The organism is Phaeobacter sp. JH20_26, assembly GCF_048056275.1.
In the GTDB taxonomy this organism is placed as follows: Bacteria; Pseudomonadota; Alphaproteobacteria; order Rhodobacterales; family Rhodobacteraceae; genus Phaeobacter; species Phaeobacter bryozoorum.
Window position 1 is genome coordinate 97,539 of sequence record NZ_JAYMWL010000001.1, and the last position, 17,321, is coordinate 114,859.

The following is a 17,321-nucleotide window of genomic DNA, read 5'->3' on the forward strand; positions in this document are numbered from 1 at the left end:
GCTGTGTCAACGTGCTCGGGTTTCGTTCAACTCTTTCATCAGCGCCTCGAAGCGGGAATCCGCTTGGGCCTGCAACTCGGAATAGAGAGAATTGCCACGCACATCGACACCAACGGTCAAGGGGCCCAATTGCTTCACGCGCAGGCGCGTCAGCCGAAATTGCAGGATGAGATCTGTCCACGCCACGTCGATTACATCTTCGACCGCCTCTGACGTCAATGCGCTGGCCCCACCCACAAATGACAGATAAACACAGCGCATCTCGCGCATTGCCTCTACCGTCTGCGGACCGACACCGCCTTTTCCACCGATTGCCTTTACCCCACTGGCGCGAATGATCGCTGGCAGATGGGGCTCAAATCGCGTGCTGGTTGACGGGTTGATGTAGCGACATGTTTTGTCGGATCCACTCTGTTCGATATAAGCACCGACCTGACACAACATACCGTCTTTGAGGTCTATCGGCAGCTCAACCCCCGCTTGCAGATAGTCCTTCATCCGCTTATGCGTCGGCAGACCAACGGTTACAACGATATCCCCTGTGAGATAGACAAGGTCACCGATCCTAAGCCTGTCCAGACAATCCTGTTGCAGCGGCAAGGTCAAATCGTGGCTCTGGGATTGCGTATTGGTCATTCGATCCGCTCGATTTTGCCTGAGTTATAGAGGCGCGCGCGGGTTCTACGGTTGATCCAGCAGTTGAAGCACACTGCCACGGGGGTAAACCCATGACCGGCGGAATAATCGATATGGATGCCCAATGCTGTCGTATCGCCGCCCTGCCCCATTGGACCGAAACCCAGCTTGTTGATTGCCTTCAGCAAACGCTTTTCCATATCTGCCAGGATCGGCTCGGGGTTTGTCGTACCCATCGGTCGCAAGGTCGCATTCTTTGCGATTTTTGCAGCCTGATCGAAGGACCCGCCAATACCGACGCCAATCATGACGGGCGGGCAATGCTGCGAACCGGCCTTGATCACCGTCTTGAGGATGAACTCCTCAATATCGGCCAGTCCAGGATAAACAAAGATCTCCAGCGCCGCCCAACGACCTGAGCCGAGCGCCTTGGGTGAACATGTGATGTCAATGTAATCCGCGCCATCGACGATATCCCAGTTGATGATGGGCATATCCTTGCCCTGATAGGAGCGTTCGTTTGTCAGAGGGTTCTGAACAAATTTCAAAAGCGGCGGATCGATACGCTCAACAAGATCGCCAAAACCATCGACGAAGGCAGATTTCACATCCCCTTCGAACCGTGCCTGACTGCCGATCTTAACAGAATAGACCGGCACACCCGCATCCGAGCACAAAAACCGGTCGTGTTCTTCGGCCAGCTCCGAACTGCGGATCATGAAGTTCAGCACCTTCTTAGCGTTCTCACCGGTTTCCTCGGCATAGGCTTCGGCAAGCCGTGCTTTCGTGTCCTCGGGGATCTTCTTTAATGACCAATCATAAAGATCGCCGGTCAGCCGCCGCAGCGCATCGTATCTGATCATCTCAATCCTGTTCTTTCTTGACGTAGACCCGAGGCAACTGAAATCGCGGCCCCATTTCGGCGAAATCCAGATAGCCCAGGCGACTGATGTGCCTGACCTTGTTGTAGTCCACCATCCCGTCGGTGAGGCAGGCATCGTCAATATGAACACCAACCACATGGCCAAACACGATCGTATTGGGGTTCTCAGGACGTTCAGTTGGCAAATGCAGCACCTCGATGGTCTTGCACTCAAACTGAATGGGAGAAGCCGCAACCCGCAACGGTTGGACCAGCCTAGACGGGACCGAAGCTAGCCCCACCTCGTCGATCTCGCTAACCTCGCTGCCCCAAGCAGTCGAGGACAGGTTGACCTCCTCGCGCAGATCATAGGTGGCGACATTGTAGACGAATTCACCCGTATTCTCAGCGTTGACCCAACTGTCCTTAGGCGTGCCGTCCGGCTTCAACCCATTGCACGAGAACATGACGGTGGGCGGAAAATTATGCACGAGATTAAAGTAACTGAACGGCGCAAGGTTATGGATGCCATCGGCACTCACAGTCGAAATCCAGCCAATAGGCCGTGGCGCAACGCAGGCAGAGATAGGGTTATGTGGCAAGCCGTGCCCTTTTGACGGTTCAAAGAACATGATTGCCATCCTTCAGAATTGCACCCGGCATGGCCGCGAAATCGCGATCTGCATACCCGGCATCCCGAAACTGGGTGAAGCTTTCAAGCGCAGCCTGCAAGGCTGGCGTCGCGACTCCGCCTTGGGCTGCCACCTCGCAAAACACCCCTAGGTCCTTGGCAATGCCGGCGACTGTAAAGCTCGCCGGGCTCTCTTTGCCCAAAATAATCTCGGACTTCCCGGAAAGAGCACCATTTGCTGCAGGGCCGCTTATCAGAATGTCCAACATCAACTCACCCGGCAGGCCGAGGCTGCGCCCTACCCCGAGCGCTTCGCGCAGCGACTGCCAATAGCTGGCCAGCATGATGTTATTGACGATTTTTGCCGCCAACCCCTGGCCCAACGGGCCGACGTGAAAAACCCGGTTTGCAAAGAGTTCGGCTACCGGCACGAAGCGGGCCACATCAACAGGCTCACCGCCGATAAAGACGCCTGCCTGTCCCATCGAGACAACCTTGGGCCAGCCCGAAACAGGCGCGTCCAGAACCACAGCTCCGGCAGCCTTGATCCTGTCGGCATATCCTTTCAGCGTGGCCGGATTAACCGTGCTGGTGTCGACAACCAGCTTGCCACGCAATTCACAGGTTATCAGCCGGTCCAGCACTGCCGCGACCGCCCCGTCGTCAAACAGCGACAATAGGACAATATCGACCTCCGCAACCAGATCGTCCAATATGGCAGGGGCACCAATTCCCCTCGCATCGGCCCAATCCAGGTCCACCCCGCTCCGCGTCCAGCCCGAAACTGAACAGCCCTGTTCAGCCAATCTTGCCGCAAGTGCCGCGCCCATCTTGCCAAGCCCAACAACGCCAACTCGTTCGTTCATCGCCATTTCCTTCAAAGACTTTTCCGATCCGGTCAGCCCGCCATCGGATAGTCAGCCGCATTCAACACCCAACCGGGTTTCAGACTGAAATCCTCACGCGGGGGACAGAAGACATCAACCATTGCGTTTCTGTCAGCACCCGTCGCCCGACTGGTATGGATGACGGGCGGAGGAATAACGGTCACCGACGGGGCGCCCACTTTGACCTCCTGATCAGGGCGCCAATCCGCCATATCCGTGGTCCAGGGCCAGCGCAAATGATGCGAATAAGCGCCCTCAAGCACCAGTGAGCATTGTTCGAAATCATCATGATGATGTGGCGACATTTTGGTTGTGTCGCGTGGCCCGTCATAAGGATCAAGCACATTGACCATGAAGGTGGTGCATCGAAAAATCCGGCCAAATCGACCCGGCTCTGGCGGGACATCCAACGAGTAATGCCGGAGTTGCCACCCATCGGTGGGCTTTGGCCAGTCTTGCAAGGGCGGAATATGACTGCGCAGCGATTGATAAGCGTCACCATTGGTGCAAAGCGCCACCAGATCCTTTGATCGGCTGGTGAACAGCCGGAAAAAACGCCCCCCTTCGGGAAGGATCACTGCGCTGTCGGCGGGTGGCACGAAGGCAATGGAGTTCCCAGGCACGTCGCAGGAATTACCGCCGACAGTGATCGTCGCGCCGTTCTCCGGCAGCAGGACAACATATTCGTCGCACTGATTTTGTCTGGTAAAACTGCCTCCCGGTTCCGCTTCGGTGCGCATGACAACAAAGTTTTGGCCTCTCAGGCACCATGTCAGGCCGTCGCTGCTGCGAACAGCGGGGTCGATCTTGTCGAACTCACCAATCTGCGGAATCGCTACTAGCCCCGTTCTGGGCTTGGCCGCGGCTTTTGTGCGCAGCGCCGACCGCGGGTCTGTCTTGTCATAGGCCATCAGTCACTCCTGTACTGAGGGAAGGGCATTGCGAAGCTCGGCAAGCCGCGCGCGGGCCGCATCGCGGATGAACGTCTGATCAGACGCGAGCACGAAGGCGGTCGCTCCCAGTCCGCAGAGCCATCCGGCATCCTTGGCCGAAACCGCCATGGCGCAGATCGCCACCCCGTGCGCCCGCGCCGTTGCGCAGATGGTTTTTGTCGCCCGCAATACAGGCTCTGACCCGGGCTTTGTTTCGCCATAGGCAACGGTCAGATCGCCGCGCCCGATAAACACACCATCCAGCCCATCGGTCGTCACTATCGCGTCAATCTGCTCGACCGCCAAAGGATCCTCGATCATCGCGATGACCAGGCCCCTGTTGTCTTCCTTTTCAACATGCTCGGCGAGCGTGACCGCCCCAAATCGACCCGCACGCGTCGTCGGCGAATAGCCCCGCGATCCGCCGCGATAGCGCGCGGCGGAGACGATCGCCCTGGCTTTCTGTGCTGTGTCAACATGCGGAACAAGAATCCCGTCTGCACCGCAATCCAAAGCCGACAGGATGTCCGCCGGTTCGGCGCTCTTTACCCGAACAAGACAGCCAATATCTGCCGCCTTGCAGGCCAGAACGATCCGATCCGTGGCCTCACGAGAAATCGGAGAGTGCTCCTCGTCGACCACTACAAAGTCATAACCGACCACCCCGAGGATTTCCGCAGGCATGGTATGCGCAATCTTCAGAAAACTCCCGGTCAGATTGGTTTCGTGTAGAAACCTCTGACGAAATCCGCCCTTAACATAGGTCATATCCTGCCCTTTCACACGTCGGAGGCCAGCGGCAGACCAACAAGACGCGACGGGTTATCCCGCACCAGCAGGCGAATTTCATCCTCGCTGAAGCCGCTGACGAGGCACAGCTTGATCGCCTGTCGCATTCCTTCGACCGGAGTTGGATTGTCGATCTGACCCAAATCTGATCCGATCGAAGAATGTTCGACACCGGCAGCGCGGATGTGGTCAGCCAGAAGATGCGGTTCGAACACGTTAAAGCGGCTATCAACATACAGGCAGGCAGATTGCTCAACCAGCGCACCAAATTCGGCGATCTCGCGAATGTCGTCGTAGGTAAAGTGAAGCCCGTACATTGGGTGATTGACGATCAGTTTTTTCACCCCACGCGTTTTGGCTTCCTCAAACAGCTTCCATATCTCCCAGACGTGAAGATGCCCTGAGGACAGAACCGCATCGAACTCGGCAATTGAATCCAATATCTCTTTGACCGGATCAATGATCGCCCCCCGATCGTCCACGACGGTCAAAAGCCGTGGAGGCTTGAGCTTCACATTCATCGCCAACCGCGATTTCCGAAAGGACGAACGGATATGATTGGCCGATTGCGCCGTCGGCATCCAGATCATCGTACCGCCATGTTTCAACTGGGAATCAACCACATGCGGGTCGAATCCCCCGGTCGTGTTGTTCAGAACCAACCCGCCATACATCGCTACGCCCAGATCCCCGACCAGACGCTTCATCATGGGCAAAAACGGTGCAACAGAGTAGTGGTGGTCCTTGAACAGGATGCCACGCATTCCTGCAGCCGCCGCTTGCTCGACCGCCTGAATATGGTCGATCTGGCGTTCCATGATCGAGGGTCCTGAATGCACGTGGAGATCAACGGCACCGACCATTAAGCGGTCCACAACCACATCATCGACATCAGCTATCAACGCGCGGAACTCTTCTCGATTTTGGCTCTGTGTCATCTTGGTACCGTTTTGTGGGTAATCGGGACCGATGATCGGGTAAATCCAGACCGGCATCCATGACGCCAGAGCCGTATTCCACGTGGTGGAATTCATGCGCCTCGCCCGCCAATACCGACTGGACCCGCTCCGGAATCGTCGCCACTTTCGGCCCTGTAGGATGACCCCTCCAAGCACTCGGGATCGAAGATTGCAAAGACTGGCGAGGGGCCCAGGCCCCGAATGTCGATTCTGACCTGAATCTTGTCCGAAAGCGCATCGGCAAGATCCCTCGAATTCGCGGCAACTGGTGCGGCAAGAAACAGGAGCCCCCATGCGATACTCTGCGTTTGGACTGATCAAGGAAGCTCTGAGCGGGCACAAAGGCTGGCGCCCGCAATGGCGCGATTCAGCGCCACAGCCCGCCTACGATTACGTCATCATCGGGGGCGGCGGCCATGGTCTGGCCACTGCCTATTACCTCGCCAAGGAATTCGGCGGCGCGCGGATCGCGGTGCTGGAAAAGGGCTGGATTGGTGGCGGCAACGTCGGACGCAACACAACCATCATCCGATCCAACTACCTGCTGGATGGCAATGAGCCTTTTTACGAGTTCTCGCTCAAGCTTTGGGAAAACCTGGAGCAGGATCTGAACTACAATGCGATGGTCAGCCAGCGTGGCATCCTGAACCTGATCCACAGCGATGCGCAGCGCGACGCAGCCCGGCGCCGCGGCAATGCGATGATCCTGAACGGCTCGGACGCGGAACTGCTGGATACCGCCGGTGTGCGCGCCATGTATCCCTTCCTGAACTTCGACGATGCCCGCTTCCCGATCAAGGGCGGGTTGCTGCACCGGCGCGGCGGAACGGTGCGCCACGATGCGGTGGCCTGGGGCTATGCCCGGGGCGCGGATCAGCGCGGCGTCGATATCATTCAAAATTGCGAGGTCACGGGCCTGCGTATCGACGGAGGCAAGGTGTGCGGTGTCGAAACCTCTCGCGGCTACATTGGCGCGGGAAAGGTGGGCGTGTCGGTTGCTGGCAATTCCAGCCGGGTCATGGCCCTCGCCGGGATGCGCCTGCCCATCGAGAGCCATGTTCTGCAGGCCTTCGTCTCCGAGGGGCTGAAGCCCTTCATTCCCGGGGTGATCACCTATGGCGCCGGGCATTTTTATTGCAGCCAGTCAGACAAGGGCGGGCTCGTCTTTGGCGGCGATATCGACATGTATAACTCCTACGCACAACGTGGGAATTTGCCAGTGGTCGAGGATGTGGTGGAAAGCGGCATGTCCCTGATCCCGGCTCTTGGTCGCGCGCGTCTCCTGCGCAGCTGGGGCGGCATCATGGATATGTCGATGGACGGCTCTCCCTTCATCGACAAGACCCATATCGACGGCCTCTATTTCAACGGGGGCTGGTGCTACGGCGGCTTCAAGGCCACGCCAGCTGCAGGCTACTGCTTTGCACATCTGCTGAAAACAGACCGCCCGCATGAGACGGCAACCGCCTACCGGCTGGATCGCTTCATGACTGGCCGCATGATCGACGAAAAGGGCCAGGGCGCCCAACCGAACCTGCATTGAGGACTTGTCCAGATGATCATCAACCATCCGCTACTCGGCCCACGCGACGCGCAGGAATTCACCTATCTGGGCGATGCTGGCCTTATGAACCGCCCCTATTGGCTTTCGGAGACCGCGCTGCAGCAATTCCACGATTACCTCTATCTGCGTCAGAACCCGGCTGGGGAGCATCGCGAATTGTGGTTTCATGAACAGGGCGATCGTTCCTGGCTGGTCGTCACCCGCAATACGGTCACGCATGAGATACTGAAGGTTGAACTGGCGCGGGATGTTGCCCTTGCGAACAGAGCCGCAAACACGCCGCAGGAGGCGCTGCAATGAGTTCGCACCCCGCACTGAAAAACCGTCTGTCCGGCGGACTGATCGACCACGACACAGGCTTGTCGTTCCAATTCGACGGTAAGAACTACCAAGGCCATCAGGGAGATACGCTGGCGTCAGCACTGCTTGCCAATGGCGTGCGCCTTATGGGCCGCTCCTTCAAGTACCACCGCCCGCGGGGCGTGCTGACCGCGGGCAGCGAGGAGCCGAACGCCCTCGTTGAACTGCGGTCCGGTGGTCGTCAGGAACCGAATACGCGCGCCACGGTTATCGAACTCTACGCAGGATTGGAGGCCCAATCGCAGAACCGCTGGCCATCTCTCGAACATGACGTGATGGCGATCAATGACCGGTTCTCGAACTTCCTGACCGCAGGGTTCTACTACAAGACCTTCATGTGGCCCAAAGCATTCTGGGAAAAGCTCTATGAACCGATCATCCGCAAGGCAGCCGGCCTTGGCAGCCTGACCGGTGAGGCGGATCCCGACGCCTACGACAAGGGATATCTGCACTGTGATCTGTTGATCATAGGCGCCGGACCAGCCGGGCTGGCCGCAGCATTGACCGCAGGGCGCGCTGGCGCTCAGGTCATTCTCGCGGATGAAGATAGTCACCTAGGCGGTCGTCTGCTAAGTGAAACTCAGGCTCTGTCCGATATGTCAGGCCCGGACTGGGTGGACCAGACACAGGCAGAGCTTGCGACGCTCCCGAATGTGCGGGTGATGCCTCGCACCACAGTCTTTGGCGCCTATGATCACGGTATCTATGGTGCGGTTGAGCGCAATGCCGACCATCTGCCAAAACCCGCAGCTGGCAAACCGCGTCAGACCCTTTGGCGGATCTATTCCAAACGCGCGCTGATCGCCACGGGAGCCATTGAGCGACCGATCGCCTTTGAAAATAATGATCGGCCCGGCATTATGCTGGCGGGCGCCGTGCGTGCCTATGCCAATCGCTGGGCGGCGACCCCCGGCCATTCGGTCGTGGTGTTCGCCAACAATGACGATGCACATCAAACCGCTCGTGACCTCATGGTAAAGGGTGTCGAGGTCCCCGCGATCATTGACGTGCGACCGGATGCGCCAGCCCTGCCAGGAACCGAGGTTCTGGCAGGTGCCGAGATTACCGACACCAAGGGGCGGCTTGGCCTGACGTCTGTCACCCTGCGCCTGGCAAATGGGCAAACCCGAACAATCGCCTGCGACGCGCTGGCCATGTCCGGGGGTTGGAATCCCAATCTGGGCCTGACGTGCCACCAGCGTGGTCGCCCCGTCTGGAACGAGGCCATCCAGTCTTTTGTTCCGGCCGCAGGGCTGCCCACCGATCAGCTGGTCGCCGGGGCTGCTATGGGAGATATGACCACCGCACAGGCCCTTGCGGGGGGTGCCCAGAAAACGATCGAGGCGCTTGCCGATCTCGGCATCTCGGCCGGTGCAGCCGATCTGCCCCGTGCTGAAGACGCACCCGTCTCGCTGACCCCGTTCTGGCAGGTCAAAGGCGCAAAGCGCGCTTGGCTGGATTTCCAGAATGATGTGACGGTAAAGGACGTGAAGCTGGCGCATCAGGAAAACTTCACCTCGGTGGAACATCTGAAACGCTACACCACACTCGGCATGGCCACCGACCAGGGCAAAACCTCGAACCTTGGCGCGTTGGCAGTGATGGCCGAGCTCACCGGCAAGTCAATCCCGGAAACCGGCACGACCATCTTTCGTCCGCCCTATACGCCGGTGGCGATGGGCGCTCTGGCGGGGCGAGCGGTGGGTAAGGATTTCCACCCAACCCGCCTGACACCCAGTCACAAATGGGCCGAGGAACAAGGCGCGGTGTTCGTTGAGGTCGGCAACTGGCTGCGCGCGCAGTGGTTCCCGCGTGACGGTGAAACCCATTGGCGCCAATCCGTCGACCGCGAAGTGCTGCAAACGCGTAATTCGGTGGGCATTTGCGACGTAACCACTTTGGGGAAGATCGACGTTCAGGGCACGGATGCCGCGACCTTCCTCAACATGATTTATGCAAACGGGTTTGCTAAATTACCGGTTGGCAAGGTGCGCTATGGGCTCATGCTGCGTGAGGATGGTATCGCCTATGATGACGGCACTGCGGCCCGTCTTGCAGAGGATCATTTTGTCGTCACTACAACCACGGCCAATGCGGTTCTGGTCTATCGCAATATGGAATTCGTGCGTCAGTGCCTGTGTCCGGATCTGGACGTTCAACTGATTTCGACAACCGAGGCCTGGGCACAATATGCCGTCGCCGGGCCAAATGCGCGGAGATTGCTACAGAAGATTGTCGACCCAGAATTTGACATCTCAAACGAAGCGTTTCCCTTCATGGGCTGCGGCGAAATCACTGTCTGCGGCGGATGCCGCGCCCGACTGTTCCGGATCTCTTTCTCCGGTGAGCTGGCCTATGAAATCGCGGTGCCGACACGCTATGGCGACGCGCTGCTGCGGGAAATGATGGCCGCCGGTGAGGAATTCGACGTAACCCCCTATGGCACAGAAGCTCTGGGTGTCATGCGGATCGAAAAAGGACACGCCGCCGGCAATGAGCTGAACGGGACAACATCCGCACTAAACCTCGGACTCGGGCGCATGGTCTCAACCAGCAAAGACTGCATTGGCAATGTCCTCAGCCGGCGCGAGGGGATGAATACCGAAGCGGCGCTGCATCTGGTAGGGCTTCGCCCCGTCAACAGCAGCGACAGCCTGCCCGCCGGGGGGCATCTGATGGCAGCCGACGGCCCCGTGGATGCGGCACATGATCAGGGATATGTCACCTCCGCGGCCTATTCACCCATCCTGAAATGCGCGATTGGCCTGGCTTTTGTCAAAGGTGGGTCGGACCGCACAGGAGAACGGCTGCGCCTTGTGAACCCGTTGGAAAACCAAACAGTCCTGGTTGAGATTGTCAGCCCACATTTTGTTGACCCGGAAGGGGAGAAGCTCCGTGCATAAGCTCAGTCCAATCAGCCCACTTGGCAGCGATACGGCCCGGATTGACCGGGTCGGCGACCTGACCATCTCAGAGGTGACAGACCAGGCCCTGGCCTCGGTTACAGCGCGCAAAGATCAGGAACCGGCACTGCGGGCGGCTCTTGGTTCGGCGCATGGCATGACGCTTCCAGATGTCGGCACATCTTCAGACTCGGGGGATATCTCCGTTTTTTGGACCGGACCCGCTCAATGGATGATCTCGGCCCCGCATGACCGCCATGAATTGCTGGCGCGTGATCTGAAACAAGTGGTGGGTGCGGCTGCCTCGGTGGTCGAACAGACCGATGGCTGGTGCCATTTCGATGTCGCCGGTCCGACACTCTGCGATCTGTTCGAACGGCTCAGCAATGCACCTGTGCGCAATATGACAACAGGGCGCGTTATTCGGGGCACGTTGGAACATCTCGGCGTATTCCTTTGGCGCCGGGCAGAGGATCACATGGCAGTATTGGGACCGCGCTCCTCCGCGGCCTCCCTTCACCACGCGCTTATAAGCGCAGCTCATTCCATCGCGTAAAACCCGCCTGTCTGCGGTGTCCTATCCCGCAGGCAGGGCGTCGCCGCTTTTTACGCGGAGGGAGTTTTTCGCCCGGCGATCATTGATCGGTGTGACGCCAAAGCTCTCGCGGTATATCCGCAGGAACGCGCCCGGCGTGCTGTAACCTACCATATAGGCGATTTCGGTGACCGAGGTGCTGGAATACAGCACCAGTTGCCGCGCCTGATTCATCCGCATCATCCGATAGTATTTCAGCGGGCTCTGACCCGTCGCCTCCTTGAAACTGCGTTCGAGGGATCGCGCCGATACACCAATGGCATTCGCTACATCGCTGATTTGAATAGGGTCTTCGATATGCTCGGCAAAATGTTCAATGGCCTGCGTCACCTTCTTGGGCAACAGATCCTTGCTCTTGGCTGTTGAAAACGCGGGTGTCTTTTGCGACGTCGTGGCGCTGCGCACATATGGATGCTGAAACCAGCAGGCAACTTCGGCCATGATATCGCCGCCCAGATGGTCTTCTATCAAGGTCAACATATAGTCGAAAACCGCCGTTGCCCCGGAAATCGTGGTGAAAGCCCCCTCATCGCAGATCACTGTGCTCAGCCTCTCGATCTCAGGAAATTCCGCTTCAAAAGCAGCCTCATAGCACCAGTGAACCGAGAGCGGGTCGCTCCCGACCAAACCGGTGCGTGCCAGCGGAAACACCCCCCCGCTGAAGGCGCCAAGTCGGGTCTTGTTCCGGGTAAGCCGCTGGAGCGCGGCATTGGCACGCGCCGATTGATCAAAGCGCGCATTAGGACCCGCCGCAAAGAACAGATAATCGTGATCCGTAAGATCGGCCAGCACACGATCCGGGCTGAACGTCACCCCTGCCGAGGACGCGACCGGCTCCGTTGTTTCGGCAACAACAGTCCAGCGAAACGCCTCCTTCCCCGCGATTTCATTGGCGGCCCTCAGCGGCTCGATGCAAGACGTCAGGCAAGCCATAGGGAAACCGGGAAAAATCATAATGCCAAGCGTAAGCGGCGTCTTGGTTAGGGTCACGACAGGCCTCCTTTGGTCAATTCGGCAGCACAGCTCAGGATGTGTTTTTCCAGCAAACGGGCCGCAGGAGACAGCGCCGTATCGGTTTTGCGAAGCAGGTGGATCTGGCGAGTCGCAAGCGAATCAGCCAATGGTCGGAACGCCAGCCCCGTCGCATTCGCGGCTCGCGCGGCCATCTCCGGCAAAATAGTTACCCCGATTTCAGCCTGCACCATAGCCATGATGGAGGTCAGGTTCTGTGCCTTCAACAGCGCCCTGTCGTGCAGCTCTCTGGATTGCTCCGCCTTGATGCTGGCCGACAGGCTATTGGCGATCAGCCTTTCGTTGCGCAGCATCTCCCATTCGATTTTCCCCTGCTCCTGCGCCAGCGGGTGACTGGGTGCGCAGATCACTCCGAACGCATCCGACAGCAGATGCTGGCTGTGCAATCCAGAGCTGTTCTGGCCCAGTGTTGCAATGCCGATGTCGATGCGTTCACGGGACAGCTCATGCAGAACCGAGATCGAGTCCATATCTCGCAACTCAATATCTACATTCTTGAAATCGTTGATGTACCTGGAAAAGACCAAGGGCATGACGGTGCCGGCGACCGATGGAACCGTGGCTATGCGGACATGTCCGTGGGTGGCCTTGGCATAGCCCTCTATGGCTTTGACCATCGTATCGTATTGCTGCAACTCGCGCTCTGCTTGTTCCAGCACAAAGGCCCCAAGGGCGGTCAGCCTGTTCTTACGGTCGGTTTCAAACAGCGGTTCGCCAAGATGGGTTTCCAGCTGCTTGAGCATCATCGATACGGCAGAGGGCGTGCGCCCAAGAATACCGGCAGCATCACTCAGGTTTCCACTTCGAGCGACTGCAGCAAAACCGCGGAGCAATTCAATTTTCAAAGCCATGAGCACTAACTTCAGAGTTTCTGAAATGATGTTCAGTAATTTGAGTTTGATTGAAGTGGCCGCGCATGTCCATACCCATGGAAACTGAATTCTGTGTGAGGCCTCCGACCATGACTGATATCCAAAAGAACCTGATTGCCGGTGAATGGCTGGCTGGTGAGAGCGAAGTCGAGAACCGCAACCCATCGGATTTGAGCGACCTCGTTGGTATCTTCGCGCAGGCCAGCGCCGATCAACTGGATGCGACATTGGACCAGGCGCAGGTGGCCCAGCGTGAATGGGCGGCCTATGGGCTTGAGCGTAAGCAGGCCGTGCTGAACGCAATCGGCAACGAGATGATGGCCCGCGCCGAAGAACTCGGCACGCTCCTGAGCCGTGAAGAAGGCAAGCCGCTGGCCGAGGGTAAAGGCGAAGTTTACCGCGCCGGCCAGTTCTTCACCTATTACGCCGCCGAATGCCTCCGCCAAATCGGGGAAAACGCCGACTCCGTGCGTCCCGACATCGAGGTGGATGTGCGCCGGGAAGCGGTCGGCACCGTGGCGATCATCAGCCCTTGGAACTTCCCGACCGCTACCGCCTCCTGGAAAATCGCGCCGGCGCTTTGCTATGGCAACGCCGTGGTGTGGAAACCGGCCAACATCACCCCGGCATCAGCCGTCGCACTGGCCGAGATCATCAACCGGCAGGATATCCCCAAGGGCCTGTTCTCGCTGGTCATGGGCTCCGGCCGTTCCATCGGCCAGCGTCTGGTCGAAAGCCCCAAAGTGAACGCGATCTCCTTCACCGGCTCGGTGCCGGTGGGCAAAGGGATTGCTGCCGCCGCCATCCAGAACCTGACCAAGGTGCAGATGGAGATGGGCTCCAAGAACGCTCTGGCGGTGATGGACGACGCAGATCTGGATCTGGCCGTCACGCTGGCCCTCGGTGGCGCCTTTGGCGGCACCGGACAGAAATGCACAGCCTCCTCCCGGCTCGTGGTCCACGCGGCCATTCATGATGCCTTTGTCGACAAACTTGTCGCCGGGGCACAGGCCATGAAAGTGGGCCACGCGCTGGAAGCGGGCGTGCAGATGGGGCCGGTGGTCAGCGAGCAGCAGCTGAACGAGAACCTGGCCTATGTCGATCTGGGCAAATCCGAAGGTGCCGAACTCGCCTGCGGCGGCCAGCGTCTTCAGATGCCGCACGAGGGCTTCTACATGTCCCCTGGCGTTTTCCTCAACACCACCAACGACATGCGCATCAACCGCGAGGAAATGTTCGCGCCGCTGACCAGCGTGATCAAGGTCGGCAGCTATGACGAGGCGCTGTCGGTGGTGAATGACACCAACTTCGGCCTGACCTCGGGCATTGTCACCCAGTCGCTGGCCCGCGCCACCCATTTCCGCCGCAACGCGCGCACCGGTGTGGTCACTGTCAACCTGCCAACCGCAGGCACCGACTACCACGTGCCCTTCGGTGGCCGCGGCGACAGTTCCTATGGCCCGCGCGAGCAGGGTAAGGCAGCGGCGGAGTTCTATACCACCGTCAAAACCGCCTACATCAGCGCCGGCAAGCCGGTCTGAGACTGAATTCTTGGCAGTGCCGCATCGCCGGCCTGCCAGTTTGCGGACGCGCCCGCCCTCCTTGTTTCCCCCGAGGCGGGCGCATCCTGCCTGGCATTACAGGCCGGGTAGTGGACTTTGAAAACCGAGGTACTTGAATGACCGGATATCGTATCGACTGCCTGCAATATGCCAATTGGTCGGAAAAAATCTTCCGCCAGCTGCGCGAGGGCAACGTGGACGCAATCCATGTCACCATTGCCTATCACGAGACCTTCCGCGAGACGGTCCTGAACTTCGAAAAATGGAACCGCTGGTTCGAACAGTTCCCCGACCTGATCATGAAGGGGCAGTGGGCCTCTGATATCGACAAGGCCCGCGAAACCGGCCGCACTGCGGTGTTCTTCGGTTTCCAGAACCCATCGCCGATAGAGGACGACATCGGCCTGGTGGAGATCCTGCATACGCTGGGCGCCCGATTCATGCAGCTCACCTACAACAACCAGTCGCTGCTGGCGACGGGGTGTTATGAGGCCGAGGACATGGGCATCACCCGCATGGGCAAGCAGGTGATCAAGGAGATGAACCGGGTCGGCCTGGTCGTGGACATGAGCCATTCCGCCGACCGCTCCACCATCGAAGCAGCGGAAATTTCCAGCCGCCCGATCGCCATTACTCATGCCAACCCGCATGAATGGTCGCCGGCCCTGCGCAATAAGAAGGATGATGTCATCCGCGCAGTGACCGGCCACGGCGGGATGCTGGGCTTCTCGGTCTATCCGCATCACCTGAAGGACAAGTCCAACTGCACGCTGCAAAGCTTCTGCGAGATGATTGCCCGAACCGCCGAGAAATTCGGCGTTGAACATCTCGGGATCGGCACTGACCTTTGCCAGGACCAGCCGGACAGCGTCGTCGAATGGATGCGTGTGGGTCGTTGGACCAAGGAGATCGACTACGGCGAAGGCTCCAAATCCGCGCCGGGTTTCCCGCCAATGCCCAGCTGGTTCGAAGACAACCGCGACTTCGGAAATATCGAAGACGGGCTGCGCAAGGTCGGCATGAACAACGACGAGGTATCAGCTGTCATGGGAGGCAACTGGTATCGCTTCTTTGAAGAGAATTTCGGTCCAAAATCGGGGGATTAAAGACCGGGATAGACAGAAATATCGGCCCGACCAGTGCGCGGGCCAACCAATGGGAGGGAAAGATGTCAGAGACATCTATGGAGACAACACCGCAGGAGAGCCGGATCAACAAGCCGCTATTTCTGCTTTCAGGCGGTTTTATCGCGCTATTCTGTGCCGCAGCACTGGTCAATCTTGACGGGCTGTCGGCACTGGTCGACTGGGGGTTCAACATCTCGGCGACCTATTTTGGCCTGTACTGGCAAATTCTACTGCTTGCGACCTTTCTGATCGGTTTGCTGCTCTGCGTCCTGCCCGGTGGGCGCGCTATTCTCGGCGGGCTGGCCGCGCCTGAATTCACCACGTTCCAGTGGGGATCCATGGTCATGTGTACTCTGCTTGCTGGTGGTGGCGTGTTCTGGGCTGCCGGGGAGCCGATTGCGCATTTCCTCTACTCGCCTCCCCTCTACGGGGCCGAAGGCGGTAGCGAAGCCGCCGTTACCCCCGCTATCGCACAAAGCTTCATGCATTGGGGGTTTCTAGCATGGGCGATCCTCGGTTCGCTCTCCACGGTCATGCTGATGCATTATCACTATGAAAAGGGCCTGCCGCTGGCCCCCCGGACGCTGCTCTATCCGGTGTTCAAGGACAAGGCTATCAACGGCCCCATCGGGGTGATCGCCGACGCATCATCGATCATCGCCGTGGTAGCGGGTACCGTCGGTCCGATCGGCTTTCTTGGGCTTCAGGTGAGCTATGGTCTCTCCGATCTCTTCGGCATCCCGGACGTTTTTGCCACTCAGTTCGTGGTGATCGGCGCATTGGTGGCACTCTACACGATCTCGGCGATGACCGGCCTGTCGCGCGGCATCCAGATGCTGTCCAAGATCAATGTGATCCTGGCCGCCGTGTTGCTGGTCTATGTGCTCATTGCCGGGCCTACCGGTTTCATCTTCGGATCGTTCTTCTCAGGTTTTACGACCTATCTGGGCAACTTCTTCCAGATGGCGCTCTATCGCGGTGATGCAGGCATATTCGGCGCTCCCGGCTGGCTGGGATGGTGGACCGTGTTCTTCTGGGGCTGGTTCATGGGCTACGGGCCACTGATGGCAATGTTCATTGCCCGCGTGTCACGCGGACGGTCGATCCGGTCCATCATCATCATGCTGTCGATCATCGCACCCATCGTGACCAACTTCTGGTTCACCATCATCGGGGGCACGGGCATTGCGATGGAACTGGCTGAGCCCGGCACCATCTCCGCAGCTTTCGAAGGCTTCAACCTGCCTGCGGCACTGCTGGCAATCACGAACAATCTGCCGATGGGTTTCTTGATCTCAATCCTGTTCTTGATCCTGACCACGATCTTTGTGGCCACGACCGGAGATTCGATGAGCTACGTGATTTCCGCTACAATGACCAACGGCGACACCCCAAGCATCGCCGTACGTGTCTTCTGGGGCATCGCCATGGGTGTGATGGCGGTCATTTTGATCTCCGTCGGTTCCGGTGGCGTATCAAAACTACAGAGCTTCATCGTGGTCACCGCGGTTCCGGTGTCGCTTATTCTTCTGCCATCGCTCTGGGATGCTCTGCGCATCACATTGGCAAAAGGCAAAGAGAACTGAATAGCTGCCGGGCGCTGCTGGCGC

The 17,321-nt window shown here is 58.7% G+C and carries 16 protein-coding genes; 7 read left to right on the top strand and 9 right to left on the bottom strand.

The window, feature by feature from the left end:
- Positions 1-6: 6 nt before the first annotated feature.
- From VWY60_RS00480 to VWY60_RS00510, 7 genes are read right to left on the bottom strand one after another with little or no spacing between them, the layout of a single operon-like run.
- Positions 7-636: a fumarate hydratase C-terminal domain-containing protein gene (locus VWY60_RS00480; protein WP_416539600.1), complete on the bottom strand. Its 630-nt coding sequence runs from the start codon at positions 634-636 to the stop codon at positions 7-9.
- Positions 633-1,499 carry a fumarate hydratase gene (locus tag VWY60_RS00485; RefSeq protein ID WP_416539601.1) on the bottom strand — a complete coding sequence of 289 codons (867 nt, stop codon included), beginning with the start codon at positions 1,497-1,499 and terminating at the stop codon, positions 633-635. Before VWY60_RS00485 ends, VWY60_RS00480 begins: the two co-directional genes overlap by 4 nt.
- A 1-nt stretch (position 1,500) precedes the next feature.
- The gene (locus VWY60_RS00490; RefSeq protein ID WP_416539602.1) at positions 1,501-2,130 is read right to left on the bottom strand and encodes a flavin reductase family protein; all 630 of its coding nucleotides are present in this window, start codon (positions 2,128-2,130) and stop codon (positions 1,501-1,503) included.
- Positions 2,120-2,995 carry an NAD(P)-dependent oxidoreductase gene (locus VWY60_RS00495; protein ID WP_416539603.1) on the bottom strand — a complete coding sequence of 292 codons (876 nt, stop codon included), beginning with the start codon at positions 2,993-2,995 and terminating at the stop codon, positions 2,120-2,122. Before VWY60_RS00495 ends, VWY60_RS00490 begins: the two co-directional genes overlap by 11 nt.
- A gap of 32 nt (positions 2,996-3,027) precedes the next feature.
- Entirely contained in the window at positions 3,028-3,927 is a 900-nt protein-coding gene (locus VWY60_RS00500) for a hypothetical protein (RefSeq protein WP_416539604.1), read from the bottom strand.
- A gap of 3 nt (positions 3,928-3,930) precedes the next feature.
- Positions 3,931-4,716 carry an HpcH/HpaI aldolase family protein gene (locus VWY60_RS00505; RefSeq protein ID WP_416539605.1) on the bottom strand — a complete coding sequence of 262 codons (786 nt, stop codon included), beginning with the start codon at positions 4,714-4,716 and terminating at the stop codon, positions 3,931-3,933.
- 11 nt (positions 4,717-4,727) lie between these two features.
- A complete protein-coding gene (locus VWY60_RS00510; RefSeq protein ID WP_416539606.1) occupies positions 4,728-5,771 on the bottom strand; it encodes a DUF6282 family protein in 1,044 nt (347 codons plus the stop codon).
- Between the two features lie 217 nt (positions 5,772-5,988).
- Between VWY60_RS00510 and VWY60_RS00515 the strand changes: the two genes are divergently transcribed.
- Genes VWY60_RS00515 through VWY60_RS00530 form a run of 4 tightly spaced genes read left to right on the top strand, consistent with a single transcriptional unit; the run spans position 5,989 to position 11,079 of the window.
- Positions 5,989-7,239: a sarcosine oxidase subunit beta family protein gene (locus tag VWY60_RS00515; protein ID WP_416539607.1), complete on the top strand. Its 1,251-nt coding sequence runs from the start codon at positions 5,989-5,991 to the stop codon at positions 7,237-7,239.
- Positions 7,240-7,251: 12 nt separating this feature from the next.
- On the top strand, positions 7,252-7,560 hold the full coding sequence (locus VWY60_RS00520; protein WP_340547678.1) for a sarcosine oxidase subunit delta: 309 nt from the start codon (positions 7,252-7,254) through the stop codon (positions 7,558-7,560).
- On the top strand, positions 7,557-10,523 hold the full coding sequence (locus VWY60_RS00525; protein ID WP_416539608.1) for a sarcosine oxidase subunit alpha family protein: 2,967 nt from the start codon (positions 7,557-7,559) through the stop codon (positions 10,521-10,523). Before VWY60_RS00520 ends, VWY60_RS00525 begins: the two co-directional genes overlap by 4 nt.
- Positions 10,516-11,079, top strand: coding sequence for a sarcosine oxidase subunit gamma (locus tag VWY60_RS00530; RefSeq protein ID WP_416539609.1), 564 nt, complete (start codon positions 10,516-10,518; stop codon positions 11,077-11,079). Before VWY60_RS00525 ends, VWY60_RS00530 begins: the two co-directional genes overlap by 8 nt.
- 21 nt (positions 11,080-11,100) lie before the next feature.
- Here the strand turns inward: VWY60_RS00530 and VWY60_RS00535 are convergent, their stop codons facing one another.
- Both VWY60_RS00535 and VWY60_RS00540 read right to left on the bottom strand, forming a co-directional pair.
- A complete protein-coding gene (locus VWY60_RS00535) occupies positions 11,101-12,108 on the bottom strand; it encodes a GlxA family transcriptional regulator (RefSeq protein WP_340547681.1) in 1,008 nt (335 codons plus the stop codon).
- Complete coding sequence (locus VWY60_RS00540; protein ID WP_340547682.1) at positions 12,105-13,001, bottom strand: LysR family transcriptional regulator; 897 nt, start codon at positions 12,999-13,001, stop codon at positions 12,105-12,107. Before VWY60_RS00540 ends, VWY60_RS00535 begins: the two co-directional genes overlap by 4 nt.
- Before the next feature lie 110 nt (positions 13,002-13,111).
- On the opposite strand from VWY60_RS00540, the gene VWY60_RS00545 reads away from it, so the two are divergent.
- The 3 genes from VWY60_RS00545 (at position 13,112) to VWY60_RS00555 (ending at position 17,297) form a co-directional block, all read left to right on the top strand.
- The gene (locus VWY60_RS00545) at positions 13,112-14,563 is read left to right on the top strand and encodes an aldehyde dehydrogenase family protein (protein ID WP_416539610.1); all 1,452 of its coding nucleotides are present in this window, start codon (positions 13,112-13,114) and stop codon (positions 14,561-14,563) included.
- A gap of 137 nt (positions 14,564-14,700) precedes the next feature.
- On the top strand, positions 14,701-15,690 hold the full coding sequence (locus VWY60_RS00550; protein ID WP_416539611.1) for a membrane dipeptidase: 990 nt from the start codon (positions 14,701-14,703) through the stop codon (positions 15,688-15,690).
- Between the two features lie 62 nt (positions 15,691-15,752).
- The gene (locus VWY60_RS00555) at positions 15,753-17,297 is read left to right on the top strand and encodes a BCCT family transporter (protein ID WP_340547685.1); all 1,545 of its coding nucleotides are present in this window, start codon (positions 15,753-15,755) and stop codon (positions 17,295-17,297) included.
- Positions 17,298-17,321: the final 24 nt, after the last annotated feature.